This is a genomic window from Pelagovum sp. HNIBRBA483, from assembly GCF_040931995.1.
Classification (GTDB): domain Bacteria; phylum Pseudomonadota; class Alphaproteobacteria; order Rhodobacterales; family Rhodobacteraceae; genus JAEPMR01.
Genome location: NZ_CP162412.1, coordinates 1,245,585 through 1,260,103, shown reverse-complemented (window position 1 = coordinate 1,260,103; position 14,519 = coordinate 1,245,585). Strand labels below are relative to the sequence as shown.

At 59.8% G+C, this 14,519-nt stretch carries 17 protein-coding genes and 1 tRNA gene; 7 read left to right on the top strand and 11 right to left on the bottom strand.

The window, feature by feature from the left end:
• The first annotated feature begins 47 nt into the window (after positions 1–47).
• Both AB1E42_RS06195 and AB1E42_RS06190 read left to right on the top strand, forming a co-directional pair.
• Positions 48–899: an amidohydrolase gene (locus AB1E42_RS06195; RefSeq protein ID WP_368346117.1), complete on the top strand. Its 852-nt coding sequence runs from the start codon at positions 48–50 to the stop codon at positions 897–899.
• 66 nt (positions 900–965) lie between these two features.
• The gene (locus tag AB1E42_RS06190) at positions 966–2,777 is read left to right on the top strand and encodes a M3 family oligoendopeptidase (protein ID WP_368346116.1); all 1,812 of its coding nucleotides are present in this window, start codon (positions 966–968) and stop codon (positions 2,775–2,777) included.
• 234 nt (positions 2,778–3,011) lie between these two features.
• Here the strand turns inward: AB1E42_RS06190 and AB1E42_RS06185 are convergent, their stop codons facing one another.
• Genes AB1E42_RS06185 through AB1E42_RS06170 form a run of 4 tightly spaced genes read right to left on the bottom strand, consistent with a single transcriptional unit; the run spans position 3,012 to position 5,325 of the window.
• On the bottom strand, positions 3,012–3,707 hold the full coding sequence (locus AB1E42_RS06185) for a DUF4336 domain-containing protein (protein ID WP_368346115.1): 696 nt from the start codon (positions 3,705–3,707) through the stop codon (positions 3,012–3,014).
• Positions 3,708–3,738: 31 nt separating this feature from the next.
• Positions 3,739–4,008 (bottom strand): DksA/TraR family C4-type zinc finger protein, encoded by a 270-nt coding sequence (locus tag AB1E42_RS06180; protein WP_368346114.1) that lies wholly within the window; start codon positions 4,006–4,008, stop codon positions 3,739–3,741.
• Between the two features lie 16 nt (positions 4,009–4,024).
• Entirely contained in the window at positions 4,025–4,333 is a 309-nt protein-coding gene (locus tag AB1E42_RS06175) for a DUF4389 domain-containing protein (protein WP_368346113.1), read from the bottom strand.
• Between the two features lie 20 nt (positions 4,334–4,353).
• Complete coding sequence (locus AB1E42_RS06170) at positions 4,354–5,325, bottom strand: Gfo/Idh/MocA family protein (protein WP_368346112.1); 972 nt, start codon at positions 5,323–5,325, stop codon at positions 4,354–4,356.
• Positions 5,326–5,537: 212 nt separating this feature from the next.
• On the opposite strand from AB1E42_RS06170, the gene AB1E42_RS06165 reads away from it, so the two are divergent.
• Positions 5,538–5,966 carry a curli assembly protein CsgF gene (locus tag AB1E42_RS06165; protein WP_368346111.1) on the top strand — a complete coding sequence of 143 codons (429 nt, stop codon included), beginning with the start codon at positions 5,538–5,540 and terminating at the stop codon, positions 5,964–5,966.
• Between the two features lie 4 nt (positions 5,967–5,970).
• Entirely contained in the window at positions 5,971–6,993 is a 1,023-nt protein-coding gene (locus AB1E42_RS06160) for a CsgG/HfaB family protein (RefSeq protein WP_368346110.1), read from the top strand.
• 66 nt (positions 6,994–7,059) lie between these two features.
• Here the strand turns inward: AB1E42_RS06160 and AB1E42_RS06155 are convergent, their stop codons facing one another.
• The 4 genes from AB1E42_RS06155 to AB1E42_RS06140 form a co-directional block, all read right to left on the bottom strand.
• Positions 7,060–8,622 carry a hypothetical protein gene (locus AB1E42_RS06155; protein WP_368346109.1) on the bottom strand — a complete coding sequence of 521 codons (1,563 nt, stop codon included), beginning with the start codon at positions 8,620–8,622 and terminating at the stop codon, positions 7,060–7,062.
• Between the two features lie 309 nt (positions 8,623–8,931).
• Positions 8,932–9,354: a hypothetical protein gene (locus AB1E42_RS06150; protein ID WP_368346108.1), complete on the bottom strand. Its 423-nt coding sequence runs from the start codon at positions 9,352–9,354 to the stop codon at positions 8,932–8,934.
• 253 nt (positions 9,355–9,607) lie between these two features.
• On the bottom strand, positions 9,608–10,504 hold the full coding sequence (gene rpoH, locus AB1E42_RS06145; protein WP_368346107.1) for an RNA polymerase sigma factor RpoH: 897 nt from the start codon (positions 10,502–10,504) through the stop codon (positions 9,608–9,610).
• 169 nt (positions 10,505–10,673) lie between these two features.
• A complete protein-coding gene (locus tag AB1E42_RS06140; RefSeq protein WP_368346106.1) occupies positions 10,674–11,726 on the bottom strand; it encodes an RluA family pseudouridine synthase in 1,053 nt (350 codons plus the stop codon).
• Between AB1E42_RS06140 and AB1E42_RS06135 the strand changes: the two genes are divergently transcribed.
• A complete protein-coding gene (locus AB1E42_RS06135; RefSeq protein WP_368346105.1) occupies positions 11,727–12,032 on the top strand; it encodes a DUF6476 family protein in 306 nt (101 codons plus the stop codon).
• Positions 12,033–12,757: 725 nt separating this feature from the next.
• Here the strand turns inward: AB1E42_RS06135 and AB1E42_RS06130 are convergent.
• Positions 12,758–12,834 (bottom strand) — tRNA-His (locus AB1E42_RS06130).
• Positions 12,835–12,963: 129 nt separating this feature from the next.
• Here AB1E42_RS06130 and AB1E42_RS06125 point away from each other — a divergent pair.
• Positions 12,964–13,164, top strand: coding sequence for a DUF6324 family protein (locus tag AB1E42_RS06125; protein ID WP_368346104.1), 201 nt, complete (start codon positions 12,964–12,966; stop codon positions 13,162–13,164).
• Here the strand turns inward: AB1E42_RS06125 and AB1E42_RS06120 are convergent.
• Positions 13,142–13,621 (bottom strand): MmcB family DNA repair protein, encoded by a 480-nt coding sequence (locus tag AB1E42_RS06120; protein WP_368346103.1) that lies wholly within the window; start codon positions 13,619–13,621, stop codon positions 13,142–13,144. The two genes, AB1E42_RS06125 and AB1E42_RS06120, sit on opposite strands and share 23 nt — an antisense overlap.
• A gap of 192 nt (positions 13,622–13,813) precedes the next feature.
• Here AB1E42_RS06120 and AB1E42_RS06115 point away from each other — a divergent pair, with 192 nt between their 5' ends.
• Complete coding sequence (locus tag AB1E42_RS06115; RefSeq protein WP_368346102.1) at positions 13,814–13,978, top strand: hypothetical protein; 165 nt, start codon at positions 13,814–13,816, stop codon at positions 13,976–13,978.
• A 206-nt stretch (positions 13,979–14,184) separates the two neighbouring features.
• Here the strand turns inward: AB1E42_RS06115 and AB1E42_RS06110 are convergent, their stop codons facing one another.
• Positions 14,185–14,499 carry a hypothetical protein gene (locus tag AB1E42_RS06110; protein WP_368346101.1) on the bottom strand — a complete coding sequence of 105 codons (315 nt, stop codon included), beginning with the start codon at positions 14,497–14,499 and terminating at the stop codon, positions 14,185–14,187.
• Positions 14,500–14,519: the final 20 nt, after the last annotated feature.

Sequence of the window (14,519 nt, the reverse complement as noted above, 5' to 3'; positions counted from 1 at the left end):
ATTCTTACACGATATACTTAATTCAAAACTTAAACAGGTTTGCTCCCTTGTCTCTCCCACGCGCCGCATCCCCAACTGAATCCCCCCAAGCGCCGCTTTCCGCGCTTCCCACTGGTGCCTGTGATGCCCACGTCCACCTGATCGGCGATGATTATCCCCTCTCAGAAAAACGCGTCGAAGATCCGCCCTCAGGCACGCTCGACCACTGGCTCACCCGCTACCGCGCCCATCTCGCCCATCTCGGCTGTACGCGCGGCGTGATCGTCCATTCGATCCTCTACGGGCAGGATAATTCCGTCACGATGGAGGCTGTCCGGCAGATGGGAGCAGGCTTCACCGGCATCGGCCTCGTGCCTGACACCGCGACCGAGGCCGACCTCGACCGCCTCGTCGATGCGGGCTTGCGCGGCGTGCGGCTCAACTACGTTCATGGTGGCGTGCTCAGTTGGGACGGCGCCAAGCGCCTTGCCCCCGCCCTTGCCGAGCGCGGTTTGCACATCGAAATGCTTGCGCATTCGCATCTGCACCTCGCAGCGCTGGCGGAGGATGTCCGCCAAATGCCCGTTCAAATCGTCTTTGACCATTGCGCATGGCCCGATCTTTCCTCCGGCCTCGGCGCGGGCCACGCAGCGCTCTGCACCCTACTGGCGGAGGAGCAAGCATGGGTCAAACTCTCCGCCCCCTACCGCTACGATGGAACGCACGAACTGATCAAAAGCCTCGTCACCGCCAATCCGGCGCGGTGCCTGTGGGGCAGCGACTGGCCGCATCTGATGCTCGGCGGCGTGCGGATGCCCGACGCAGGCGCGCTTCTCAATGATTTTCTCACCGCCGTGCCCGATCCCGCGGACCAGCAGGCGATCTTCGTCGATAACCCGTCGCGGCTTTATCGCATCTAAGCCGCCTTTCAACTCGTCTGTTCCTCCCCTATCTAGAGGGGAAATGACATTCTGAAGAGGTATCCCATGCGCACTCCCGTCTTCGACGCCACTCTGACCGGCGGCAAGGATCTCGGCCCCCTCCCCGAATGGGATCTGACCGATCTCTACCCCGCCCCCGATTGCGCGGAACTGACCCGCGATCTCGGCTGGCTCGAAAGTGAATGCGCCGCCTTCGCCACCGATTACGAAGACAAACTCGCCAGCCTCGACGCCGCCGCCATGCTCAAGGCCGTCCAGCGCTATGAAGAGATCGACATCATCGCCGGTCGCATCATGTCCTATGCCGGCCTGCGCTACTACCAGCAGACGACAGACAGCGCCCGCGCCAAGTTCCTCTCCGATTGTCAGGACAAGATCACCACCTTCACCACGCCGCTGGTGTTCTGGAGCCTTGAGTTCAACCGCCTTGAAGAAGTGCAGTTCAACGCCCTTCTGGAGGCCAATGCCGATCTCGCCCGCTATCGCCCCGTTTTCGAGCGGATGCGCGCGATGAAGCCCTACCAGCTGTCCGACGAATTGGAGAAATTCCTCCACGATCAGTCCACCGTTGGCGCATCCGCATGGAACAAGCTCTTTGACGAAACCATCGCCGGCCTGACCTTTGATGTGGATGGCGAGGAACTGGGCATCGAGGCCACCCTCAACCTGCTGACCGAGCAAGACCGCGCCCAGCGCGAGGCCGCGACCCATGCGCTGGCGCAGGTGTTTGAGGAAAACATCCGCACCTTCGCCCGCGTCCACAACACGCTCGCCAAGGAGAAAGAGATCGAGGACCGCTGGCGCGGCTTCGAGACCCCGCAAACCTCCCGCCACCTTGCCAACCATGTCGAGCCGGAAGTGGTCGAAGCGCTGCGCAACGCCGTTGTCGCCGCCTACCCGCGCCTTTCGCACCGCTATTACGCGCTCAAGGCCAAATGGCTCGGGCTGGAGCGGATGCAAGTCTGGGACCGCAACGCGCCCCTGCCGATGGAAGACACCCGCCTCGTTGGCTGGGAAGAGGCCCGCGACACCGTGATGACCGCCTATGCAGGCTTCGATCCCCGCATGGCCGATCTCGCGCAGCCCTTCTTCGAGCAAGGCTGGATCGACGCAGGCGTCAAAAACGGCAAGGCCCCCGGTGCCTTTGCCCACCCGACCGTCACCACCGTCCACCCCTATGTGATGCTGAATTACTTGGGCAAACCGCGTGATGTGATGACCCTTGCGCACGAGCTGGGCCACGGTGTCCATCAGGTGCTCGCCGCCTCACAGGGTGAACTTCTCTCCTCCACCCCCCTAACGCTCGCGGAAACCGCGTCCGTATTTGGCGAGATGCTCACCTTCCGCAAGCTTCTGGATGCCGCCGAAACCAAGGAACAACGCAAAACCCTCCTTGCTGGCAAGGTCGAGGACATGATTAACACCGTTGTCCGCCAGATCGCCTTCTATGATTTCGAGTGCAAACTCCACGATGCCCGTCGCGGCGGTGAACTCACCCCCGATGACATCAACGCCCTGTGGATGAGCGTGCAGGCCGAAAGCCTCGGCCCCGTCTTCGATTTCGCGGATGGCTACGAAACCTTCTGGGCCTATATCCCGCACTTCATCCACTCGCCCTTCTACGTCTACGCCTATGCCTTTGGGGATGGGTTGGTAAACGCCCTATACGCCGCCTACCGCGACGCGCCCGAGGGCTTCCAAGACAAGTATTTCGATATGCTCTCCGCTGGCGGCTCCAAACACCACAAGGAACTGCTCGCCCCCTTCGGCCTCGACGCCACCGACCCAGCCTTCTGGGACAAAGGCCTGAGCATGATCGAAAGCCTGATCGACGAGCTGGAAGCGCTAGAAGCCTAAGTCCTGCCCCCCGCGCCGCGCCCACACATCAACGGGCCGCGGCGCGGGGCCTGCCCAGGAAGACACTAACGCGCAACGTCAAAGCGGGCCGCGGCGCGGCGTTACCAGCGGCGGCACAACGCACTTTATCTCCCCAAATCCGAAAGACATTCGAACCCCGCACACCGCACCCAAATCGCCGGGCTGAGCGAGCAACGACCTGCCGAGGGAGCGGCCCTCAGCCTTGTCCTGCCGCTAATCAGCCCTCAGCCACGCAAAGGCCCGCCGCAGGTAGGCCGCGCCATCCTCCGTCACCGGCGTTCCATGCGCCATCACCACCTTTTCGACAGGCCATGACAGGATGGCCCGCACCGCAGAACGCGCCTTTTTCCGGTCCCGAAATGCCACGCGAAACTTCCGCGGCACGGCGGGCATCGGCTCTGTCATCAGATCCAGCCGCGCGATAAGGCCACGCCAGCCCTTGTGCCACCCTCTCGGGAACTGTTGCAGCAGGTCGGTAAACAAAGCGGTGCCGCTCGGCTTGTGGAAAAAGACCACCTCGCAAGTGATCTTATTTCCTTCCATAACCACCTGCGCGATTTCACCCGCCCACGGACCCGTATTCCCCAACTCTGCCTCAATGGCCAAATCGGTCCGCTTTGCCGCCAGCCCCGGCGCCACATGCAGCTCCGCCTCAGGGAATGCCGCCATCCACTCCGCCAGATAAGTATCATGCAAGCCGTTTGGCGCGACAACGAACCGAACAACACCCATCTCCGCCAGTTGCACCCGCAGACCTTCGGTCAGCGCCACCGGCGACCAAATGAACAGATCACCACCCGTCAACCGGATCACGGCCATCCGCGTCGGATAATGAAACCCCAGCGCCGCCTTGATCACCGGCCCGTCAGACAGCCAGATCTCCGGCCCGAATTCGTGCAGATCAGTCATTTGTTCCATTCTGATCCGAAGATCACCAGCCTCACTTCAACTGGCTGTCTTTGGATCCCCGCCGGTTGATCCCGCCACGCTGCTGCTGCCGGCCCTGCCGCTCGGCGGCGCAGTCCACGCAGAGCTTCACACCGGGCAGCGCGTCACGCCGTTTCTGCGGGATCTCCTCGCCGCACTCAGCACATTCCGGCAGGCTCTCGCCCACCGGCCCGCGCTGCGCCCGCAACCGCGCCAGCTCATCGTTGATAGAAGCTTCGATCTGTTCGTTCACCGCCCCGTCACGGCTCCAGCCACCAGCCATTACGCAGGCGCCGCGCTCAGTCCAGTTCTGTCCACGGCCAAGGCTTCACCTCGCTCGCCGCCGTCTGGAACCGCGCAGCCTTTGCCACCCAAATCCCCAACGCGGTGCCGAACTCAGCCAACTGTTCGTTCGGCTTGCCCTTGTTGATCACCATGATCACGAACTGAATGATCGTCAGAACCCCCAGAATGGTCTGCGCAAGGCTGATCATGATCGCAATCAGGATCATATAGATCAGCCGCATGATCAGCTGGTCCTTTGGTCCCGGATCAGGCTGCTCGCCATGCAAACGCCCCTCGAATTTCTCATCATCTGACGGTGTCATCCCCATTCCCCCTTTTGTTTTCAAGCGGCGGCCGCCGCGACCACCATATCAATCATCGCCTGCGTCCCGCGCGAAAATTCCAGCGGGCACGGATAGGCACTGCCCTCTTGTACCGCGCGGCAGAACGCTTCCACCTGTAGCACATAGTGGTTCACTCCGGGCCAGCGCTCAACTGTTACCTTGCCGCCCCCCTGATCCAGCACCAACTCGGCCTGATCATGAACACCCGCATTGAATGGGCAGGTCAGCCGTACAAGGCCCGTATCCCCGTGGAAGGTGATCTCCTGCCGGTTCTGAAGCCGCATCGACACGACCGCGCTATAGGTAAACCCGTCAAACTCGGCGGTAACGAGGTTGAACACATCCACCCCGTTCTCCCGATCAATCCGCGCATAGGGCACCCGTTGCGGCTCCGATCCGGTAACAAACCGCGCCGATCCAAAGGTATAAACCCCGATATCAGCCAACGCGCCGCCGCCCGTTTCGGGCCGGTTGCGGATATTGCCGGTGTCGGCAGCGTTGTTGTAGCTGAACACCGTATCCACATGGCGCAGCTTTCCTATAGCCCCGCCCTGCACCAGCTCCCGCGCCCGCGCGAATTGCGGATGATGCACGATCATATAGGCTTCAGCGGCGAGCAGCCCCGTTTCATCCCGCTTGGCAATGACCGGATCAAACGCCTCCGCTTTCATCGCCAAGGGCTTCTCGCACAGCACATGCTTGCCCGCCTCCAGCGCCTTCAGCGTCCATTCCACATGCAGGTGGTTCGGCAAAGGGATATAAACCGCGTCAATCTCCTGATCAGCCAGCAGCGCCTCGTAGCTCTCATGCACCCGCAAATTCGGCTGAAACGCCTTAAATCCAGCCGCCTTTTCAGCGCTGGAGGTAGCAAGCGCCACCAAATCCGCACCCTCGGCGGCATGGATCGCCCGCGCCATGTGCTCGCGGGCAAAATTCGCCGCGCCCAGAATGCCCCATCTTGTTACTGCCATCTATCCCTCCACTTTGTTGCTAACAGCCTAGCAAACCCCGCCGAAGCGGAAAGAGAAAAGATGACAAGGGCGATGCGGATAAGCACCAGCGACGTTGAAAAAGGTCAATTTTTCTTGCGCAATTCGCCCGTTTCGATCATTTTGAGAGTAACAGCGGCACCAGATCGCCCTGCCCGCCTCCAGCGGGTTTCACGAATAGAGCAGGACCAGTGATGCGTGTTCCCACAGCAAGTCGCCTTGTCGCCTATGCGATCATGCTGGGCATTGCGCCAGCAGGGAGCGCATTGGCCTCGGACATGCGTTTTTCCTTCTCCTCGCCTGCCTTCAACGGCTCTCCCGCCAGCACCACCTATTTCCTCAATCAGCTCGAAGCCCAAAAGCCCAGCTTCACGACTGACAGCGAGGCAGAGCTGACCGATCTCGAACTGTTCGAGGACCAGCTGCGCCGCCGCATTCTGTCGGCAATCGCGTCCAGCATCGTCTCCGACATCTATGCCCTTGATCTCACAACAGAAACCGAGTTCGAAGCCGGCGGCCTGAGCATTTTGGTGAAGGAAGACACCAGCAACGAAAACCTCGTCTGCTTCGCAATCTCGGATGGCGTCTCGACCACCGAAGTCTGCGTGCCGTCACTGGGGTAATGTCATGATGTTTCGCACCGTCGCCCTGCCCGCCCTGCTCTCTCTCGGGCTCAGCGCTTGCAATGTAGGCGACGATCTCTTCATGTCGCCCCCCAGTTCCGCACCCCTCTCCGAGCAGAACACCCTGCCCGCCGATATGGGTTTTACCCCGCTGGAAGATGTCGCGCCCCGCCGCACGCCTCTGCGCGTCGCGGTGTTCGATATCCCCGATCTGACGGGCGCCAATCGCGCAAACCCCAATTTTGCCGAGGCCTCCCGCGCACTGACACAAGGCGCCGAGGCTCTGGTGATCGATAGCCTCTCCCGTGTCGGCGGCGGCACATGGTTCACCCTCGTCGAACGTGCCGCCCTGCAAGCGCTTACCGAAGAGCGCCGCATCGACAGCGCCCAAACCCTAGAGGCCCGCCAACGCGCCCATGTCACCGCCGAACGCGCCCGCGTGGCCGAGGCCATCGCCGCGCTGGATGCCGAGATCACCCAAATCCGCGCTCAGGTGGATGCCGAATACGCTGCCATCGAGGAGTCAGGCCAGCGCCCCGACGGCTTGCCCAGCTATGCGCAAACCCAGCAAAACATTCAGAATCTTTACACCCAGCGCCGCAGCGAGATCGAGCAGGAGAAACCTTTCTCCGCCTTCGAAGGCGGCCCGCCGGTGCCAGCGCTCGGGGTGGCTGATTACCTGATCACCGGCGCCATTGTCGCCTACGAGTCGGATATCCAAACCAACGGCCTTGGCGTGCGCTTCTTCAACATCGGCGCCCAGCAAGAAAGCCGCACCGACGCGATCACCGTCAACCTGCGGCTTGTCCGCATCTCCGACGGGGTCATCCTCGGCACCCACACGATCAACCAGACCGTCCGCTCCCGCGCCATCGGCAGCAATGGTATGGGCTATGTCACGGCGGATCGCATTCTCGATGTCGAAGCAGGCACCGCGATCAACGAGCCGAAAACCTTCGCGCTCGACTCCGCCTTCCAGCGCGCCATTCACGGACTGCTTGCGGATATCGAGCGCCTCTCGCTCTAACCCCCCGACAACAAAAAACGGCCCGCGCCAGAAGCACGGACCGTTTTTCTACAAGACCATCCGCTGTTAGCGGCAGGAGCGGCCTTGGCAAACCTTGGCGACCTTGCCGTTGGTGAGTTCCTCAACAACAACCGACATTGTGCTGCTGCCATCCTGAACAAGGTCAAACTTCAGGTTGTTGCCATCGACAGTGACCAGCGCGCTTACATAATCGACCGTTTGCTCAATGCTGATGTCGTTGCGGTTGCCGGAACCGGTAATCGACGCATAACCCCGTGCCGACTGCGCGATAGAGATATCGTTGCCATTGCCCGTCAGATCGACAATCGCCTGACCATAGGTCACGCCATCCGTGTGCAGCCCGTAAACCGCGCCAGCGGTCTGCGATACCCGCAGGGTGTTGTTCTGGCCGTAAAGGCTCAAATCAGCAACAGCACCAAGACCAGCCTGCGAAACATATACCTCGTTCGCGCCGCCAGTGGCAGCACCTACCGAGAGGTACAGCGTCGCGGCATCTGATTGATCCAGCATCAGAGCGTTGTCATCGCCCTGAACGTCGATCACCGCGGTCGCGCCTGCGGCCTGAACAAAGGCCTGATGGGTACCGGCGTAGCTGCCAGTCATATCGGCCAGCGCACCGATCACGTTGCCATTGCCGGTCACAGTGGCCGTGAAGCTCGCGCCGCCATTTTGCTCAAGGTCGATCTCGTTGCCAGTGCCGTCGATCGTGGCGTCAAATACGTTGAAATCACCCAACTGGCGGATCGTCACGCTCGACTGTCCGGTCTGGGTCAGGTCAATCACGTTATCGGCACCGCTCACAGACGCATCAACAAAGTTAAAATCGCCATTCTGCCGGATCGTCGCGCTGGCCATGCCGTCGGCGGCTGTCATCACAACGTTGTTTTCGTCGCCCGACTGCTCGATCAGCAGATTGGTGTCGAAGAGCGGGTTATTGGCATCGAAGGCACCGACGGAGGAGGTGCCGCCCGCGCCCAGAATAACCGAGATATTGTTCGCATCGCCCGACTGCGTCAGCACAGCGCTAGAAAGGCCAGCATTGCCCAGCTGCGTCAGCGTCGCGATGTTGAAATTACCCGTCTGGTACATATCCGCGAAGGAGACACCGTCAGCGCCGAATGTGTAGGTGCCGTTTTCCTCGCTCACCGTGCCGATCTGCGCCAGCGCGGCAAGGTTGCCTGCACCGCCGGATTGCATGATGGTTCCGGTCGCGTCATTGCCCGACTGCAAAGCCCAGATCGTGTTGCTCTCGCCGCTCTGGTCGGTGGCAATCTCATTATAATTACCCGACTGGCTCACAGAGGCCGCGTTTTTCGTGCCCAGCACATCAAACGACACCTTGTTGCCCACACCGCCAAAGCCGGTACCGACGACGCTCTCTCCGGTATAAATTTCGGAGAAAAACTCCTGATAGCCCGGCAGTGCGCTCGAATTGCCCTGCATTACCCAGTAAAACTGCGTCAGAAAATCAGTATCGCCAGCGCTTGCGCCCTGCGTAACCGCAATCGAGTTGCTGCTGACAGAAAAGGAATCCGCAAAAGCCGCATTCCCAACCACGGCCAACGCAACCGTTGCCGCTCCGCTCAAAACCTGTAGCCTCATCGTCATGGCTACTCTTCCTTCTAATAAATTCTGCTCTACGACTGAATATCGTTATTACACTTAAGCGCATATAAAGACTAAAAATATAATACAAATACCCGAAAGTATATTATTTGCTGAATTTAACGTAAGTTACTGATACAGAACAATAACTTTATCGCAATACGCGACTTAGCAAAAACCGAAGGTATAAACAGACCAATGATTGGTAAACCTAAGGTTTAGTATCCCCAAAATAGGACCACCCTTAAGGTAAGGATCATTTTGAATGCAACTTTGGAGTGAGCGCCCTGCCCGTCCGAGTCGGCGCAGCTCTTAGTGCTGGATAAGCCGGATCGCGTTTTCGTCGCCCAGAACGTTGATGGCAACCTGCCCCTCAACACCCACGGCAATATCAAGGATGTTGTCCGCGCCGGAAACACCCATGCTCAACTGCCCAAGCGGCCCCGCAAAGGATACGCTGAGATCATTGCCCACGCCGTCCAGAAGGATTGCGTTCTCGGGCATCGCGTCAAACACCGGATCAAAGCCCGCAACCGCCATCGCGCCGTCCATCACCAGAACCGCGTCGTCAGCATCAACGTAAAGCGAAGGCATCTCGGCACCGCTTACAACGACGGAACCAGCGGCAAGCTGCATGACCAAGCTTTCTTCCTGCTCGCCTGCGGCATACGCACCCATCGGCAGCAGGGCCGATGCAGCACACGCGATCGCGGCAATTTTGAAGAAACGGTTCATGGCTCACCTTTGTAAGATGAGCATTCTATAGGCCCGAAGCTTTGAGGATGTCTTACTCCCCTCCGGCTAACCGCGTATCTCTGAGGAATATTGCAGAGCCCAAAGAAACACCCGTTACCCCAAAAGAATAGTTAATAATTATCACCAAAGCAGTGCTTTCCGCCTCCCCTTGGCGCGAAAACATACTTTTCACAAAAGAAACCCCGGCGCGGAGACTCTCCGGCCGGGGCTGCAAACTGAACTTTTTCACCTATCAGGCGTTTTCGAGCATACCCTTTTCAAGCGCGAGCTCCTGCATCCGCTTTTGCAGCTTCTCAAAAGCCCGTACCTCGATCTGCCGGATACGCTCGCGGCTCACGCTGTATTGCGCGCTCAGGTCTTCAAGGGTGATGCTTTCTTCTGACAGCCGCCGCTGCACGAGGATATCCCGCTCGCGCTCGTTGAGCACGTCCATCGCCTCGGCCAGCAACTCGCGGCGCGCATCCATCTCGTCGCGCTCCGCATAGTCGTTCGCTTGGTCGGCATCCTCGTCCTGCAACCAGTCCTGCCATTGCGCTGTACCGTCATCTTCGCTGCCGATCGTGGCGTTGAGCGATGCATCCCCGCCCGACATCCGCCGGTTCATCGAGATCACTTCTTCCTCGGTCACGCCCAGATCATGCGCGATCTGTTTGACGTTCTCAGGGCGCAAATCACCCTCTTCCAGCGCCCCGATTCGCGCCTTTGCCTTGCGCAGATTGAAGAACAGCTTCTTCTGGCCGCTGGTGGTACCCATTTTCACGAGGCTCCACGAACGCAGGATATATTCCTGAATAGAGGCACGGATCCACCACATCGCATAGGTCGCAAGGCGGAAGCCCTTTTCTGGGTCAAACCGCTTCACCGCCTGCATCAGGCCCACATTCGCCTCCGAGATCACCTCAGCCTGCGGCAATCCATAGCCGCGATAGCCCATGGCGATCTTCGCCGCGAGCCGCAAATGGCTGGTGACAAGCTTATGCGCCGCGCCGGAATCCTCATGATCCACCCAGCGCTTGGCCAGCATGTATTCCTCTTCGGGTTCCAACATCGGGAACTTCCGAATTTCCTGAAGATACCTGTTTAAGCCCTGTTCCGGCGATGGTGCCGGAAGATTGGCATAATTACTCACCTTAGACCCCCGTTAATCGGTTTCTGTTGCCCTATGTTTACGGGCTTAACATCAATATGGGCGCACCCGGGGCCGATTCAAGCCCCGAAATGCAATTTCTGAGACTAATATGAACCTGTGAGCCGCCATATGCACCCCACATTTCAGTGCGCTCACGCACATGGGATCGTCAGTGATCCGCCAGATCTTGTGCCGCGTTGCGGTCCAAAGCGGCGATCAGCCCGCGCATATCGTCGGGCAAAGGCGCCTCGAACTGCAACTCTTCCTCGGTGACAGGGTGGATGAAGCCTAGCGTCGCCGCGTGCAGCGCCTGGCGCGGGAAATCGAGCGCTGCCGCACGGCCTGCCTCGCCCACCGCCTTTTCCGACAGCTTGCGCCGCCCGCCGTAAACCGGATCACCAATCAACCCGTGCCCGCAATGCGCCAGATGCACACGGATCTGATGCGTGCGCCCTGTCTCCAGCCAGCATTCCAGCACCGCCGCCACCGCAGGCATGCCCAAGGGCGCGATCACCCGCGCCCGCGTCACCGCATGCCGCCCGCCGTTGAAACTCACCGCCTGCCGTTGGCGGTCGGTCCGGTGGCGGCCAAGGAAGGTCTGGATCTTGAGGATATTGCTTCCCTCAAAGCTCGTCCCCTTCACCCCATGCAGGCGAGGGTCGCTCTGTTCAGGCACACCATAGCAGATCGCCATGTAGCGGCGCTGCACGTCATGCGCCTCGAACTGCGCCGCCAGCCCGTGATGGGCGCGGTCGCTCTTGGCTGCCACCAACAGCCCGCTGGTATCCTTGTCGATCCGGTGCACGATCCCGGGCCGCTTCGCGCCGCCCACACCCGAAAGGCTCTCCCCGCAATGGTGGATCAGCGCATTCACCAGCGTGCCGCTGGGCGTGCCCGGTGCCGGATGCACCACCATCCCCGCAGGCTTGTTCACCACGATCAGGTCATCATCTTCCCACACCACATCAAGCGGGATGTCTTCCGCGCCGATATGGCTCTCGCTGGCAACCGCCACACGGATCGAAACCGCGGCCCCTTCAGCCACCTTCTGGCGAGGATTGGTAACGGTCACCCCGTCAATGCTCACCACCCCTTCCTCGATCAGCTTGCCCAGCCGCGACCGGCTGAGCGATGCACTCTCTGGCACATCACGCGAAAGCGCCTTATCAAGGCGGGACGGAGGATCAGCTTCGATCCGGAATTCAATAAGGGACTCGGTCATATGGACCCCATGCCAGAAAACGACGCCCCCCTGCCACCCCAGATCGTGTTTCTCAAACGATTGGTGACAGTGCTCAGCGTCGTGATGATTGCAGGCTTCCTAGTCCTGATTGCGGCCCTTGTCATCCGCCTGAATGCAGACCCCCTCCCCCTGCCTGAACGCATCACCCTGCCCGACGGCGCCGCCGCGCAAGCCTTCACCCAAGGCGACGACTGGTTTGCTGTGGTGACGAGCCAGAACGAAATTCTCATCTTCGACCGCGCCACCAGCCAGTTGCAGCAGCGGGTTATGATCGGCGCGGAGTAAGAGAGCCCTTGGCGGACATTCAATGCGAAGGCCATGCACGGAATCAAGGGGCTATAGCCCCGCCGTACCATCGCCGGACCGGCCCAGCGGTCTGGCGATTTGTCGATGTAGGGCGCCTAGTTTAGACAGATGCTGTGTCTTTGCGGGCATAAACCACTCAGCACAACCGCCTGATCGCCAGCCCCCGGTCCACCGACGGCACGGCTAGGCGCCAATGGCAGTTCCCTCCGCATTACAAACACACACGAACCGACGAAAGAGGGTCCGCTCATGCGCACTCACAGATCGAAACCGTCCTCCTTCCAAACTGATGCACACCCAACCCAAATCACCATCCCCTAGCGGGCGGTGCGGCGATGGGCCTGCACCTTCGATGCTGCTCGCCCCCAAGAAGGCACGCGATGTCGCCAGACCACAGGATGGTATCCCAACGCCCGAGCAGCGCAATTTATCCCACCACATCCGCTCGCCCTCTACCCAGAGGCACACCCCATCCAAATCGCCAGCCCTCGCGGGCGGTCTGGCGATAGGACCGGCACCTGCGGTGCTATTCGGTCCTCGAAACCTGCTTTTTGAGCGGCAGCTTCTTAACCTTCCGTTCATCTTTCTGCAGGTGCGATATGCATAGGATGTGCATCAGTTGTGCATGGATTGTGCATCCACTTTTCCACGCAAAAACGCAGTTTTTCTGCCCTGCGGCATTCACCTTGTCATGTAGGGGGAGATGGTACCGCCTCCCTGGCTTGAACAGGGGACCTCTGGATCCACAATCCAGCGCTCTAACCAACTGAGCTAAGGCGGCACTGGCGGGGGAATTACCGCCGCCGCTCACAGATTGCAAGGGGCTAATCCGCCGCAAATGCATGTTTGCCGCCTTGCATCGCTGAAAGCCAGACTGTACTCAATGAACGTTTTTCAGGAGCATCCACCCATGGGTATCAACACAGAACGCGACGTCGAAGCCAACCTGCAAATCGGTCCCACCGACAGCGGCATGGTCCGGCTGTTCATCGAGGCCGATGGCGTCGAGATCCCAATGGATTTCGAACCCGACGAAGCCGATGAAATCGCTGAAGAAATTCGCGCAGCGGCCATCGCCGCGCGCAGCGTTACCAGCGGCGGGAAGCGCTAAGCCCCGGATCCCGTTCCCAATGATGGCGCCGCGCCGCATGGCGGGCGAATTTGCGCGTCATTACCTTGCGCCGCGCCGCTGGTAGCGGCGTTTCCGGCCCCATCCGAATGACCTCGGCGCCATAGGCATCAGCAATGATCAGCCCCGTTTCATCAGGCAGAATCTCAGTCGGAAAGTCGGTATCCACCGCCCAAAAGAAACGATCCGCCCACTCCAGATAGCCCTGCCACTTCTGATCGGTGCGAAAGTCCGCCACGCCCGATTTGCACTCTATGACCCAAATCTCGCCCTTCGGACCAAGCGCCATCACATCGACCCGCAATCCGCGCGTCGGCACCAGCTCCTCGACCGAGACAAAATCCAGCGAAAGCAAATGCCTACACACCCCCCGCGCGATCAGTTGACCGGCTGTTAGGGGGTTTTGCTCTAAACTGGATGCAAGTTCATTTATCGGCATGATCTTAACATGAACATAAGGAGAACATTGGTCAATCCCATTTTCCACCCTGCAAGAGATATGCATATTTCACGGTTTGAAACGGTTTGTTTCGTAAATATTCGGTAAATCACCTGACCGCCCCCTCGCCGCCACGGGATTGCCGCATTTCCCCCCGATCAGGGTTCCGGGGCGAAACGAAAGAATTTGATTATGAGTCTGCTCGCGTTTCTCTATGGCAACATCACCCTTACCGAAATCGGCCTTGCAATGATCACCCTCGCCGTCGTCGAGCGGATCTTGCACCGGCTTCCGGATCATATCGTCGGCCCCGGCGGCTGGCTCCTTGATCTCGAAAGCACCGAAGACGATCTCTGACCCCTTGCGCCGAAAGCGCGTAGGCCCTACCTGTCACGCAGGCGAGTTTCTGCTCTTCGCGTAGCACGGGTCAATTCCGGTGGCCTTAAGCAAATCCGAGGGAGCTGGCTCTGTTTAGGTCCTGGCCTATTTATCTGGCGCCCACCTGTTCACACAGGTCCTCGGGAATTCGTAACCCATACGGTCGCTGTGGTTCTCGCCGCCTTTTACCGCCGCCTCGCGGGCGGCACTGCCCGCACGAGGGCAGGAATCAAAGCCTTGTTTTGAATGGGTTTTCCACGTCCCCCCTGCCCGCCGCTCGGCTCTGCCATTCTCATAATCGCATAGGCAAATTGCACACCGGCAAAGACCACCCCGTGGAACATCACCAGCATCGCAACCGCCAACACCATTTGATCAGAGCGCCAGACAAGCCCGCCCAATCCGGCAATGTCGAGCCAGAGCAATAAGCCCACGAACAGTCCCGCCAAGGCAAAGCCAATCGCCACACTGCGAATATAAAGCGCAATCAACTTCGGCATAGCAGCCTCCAGAGTCGTGG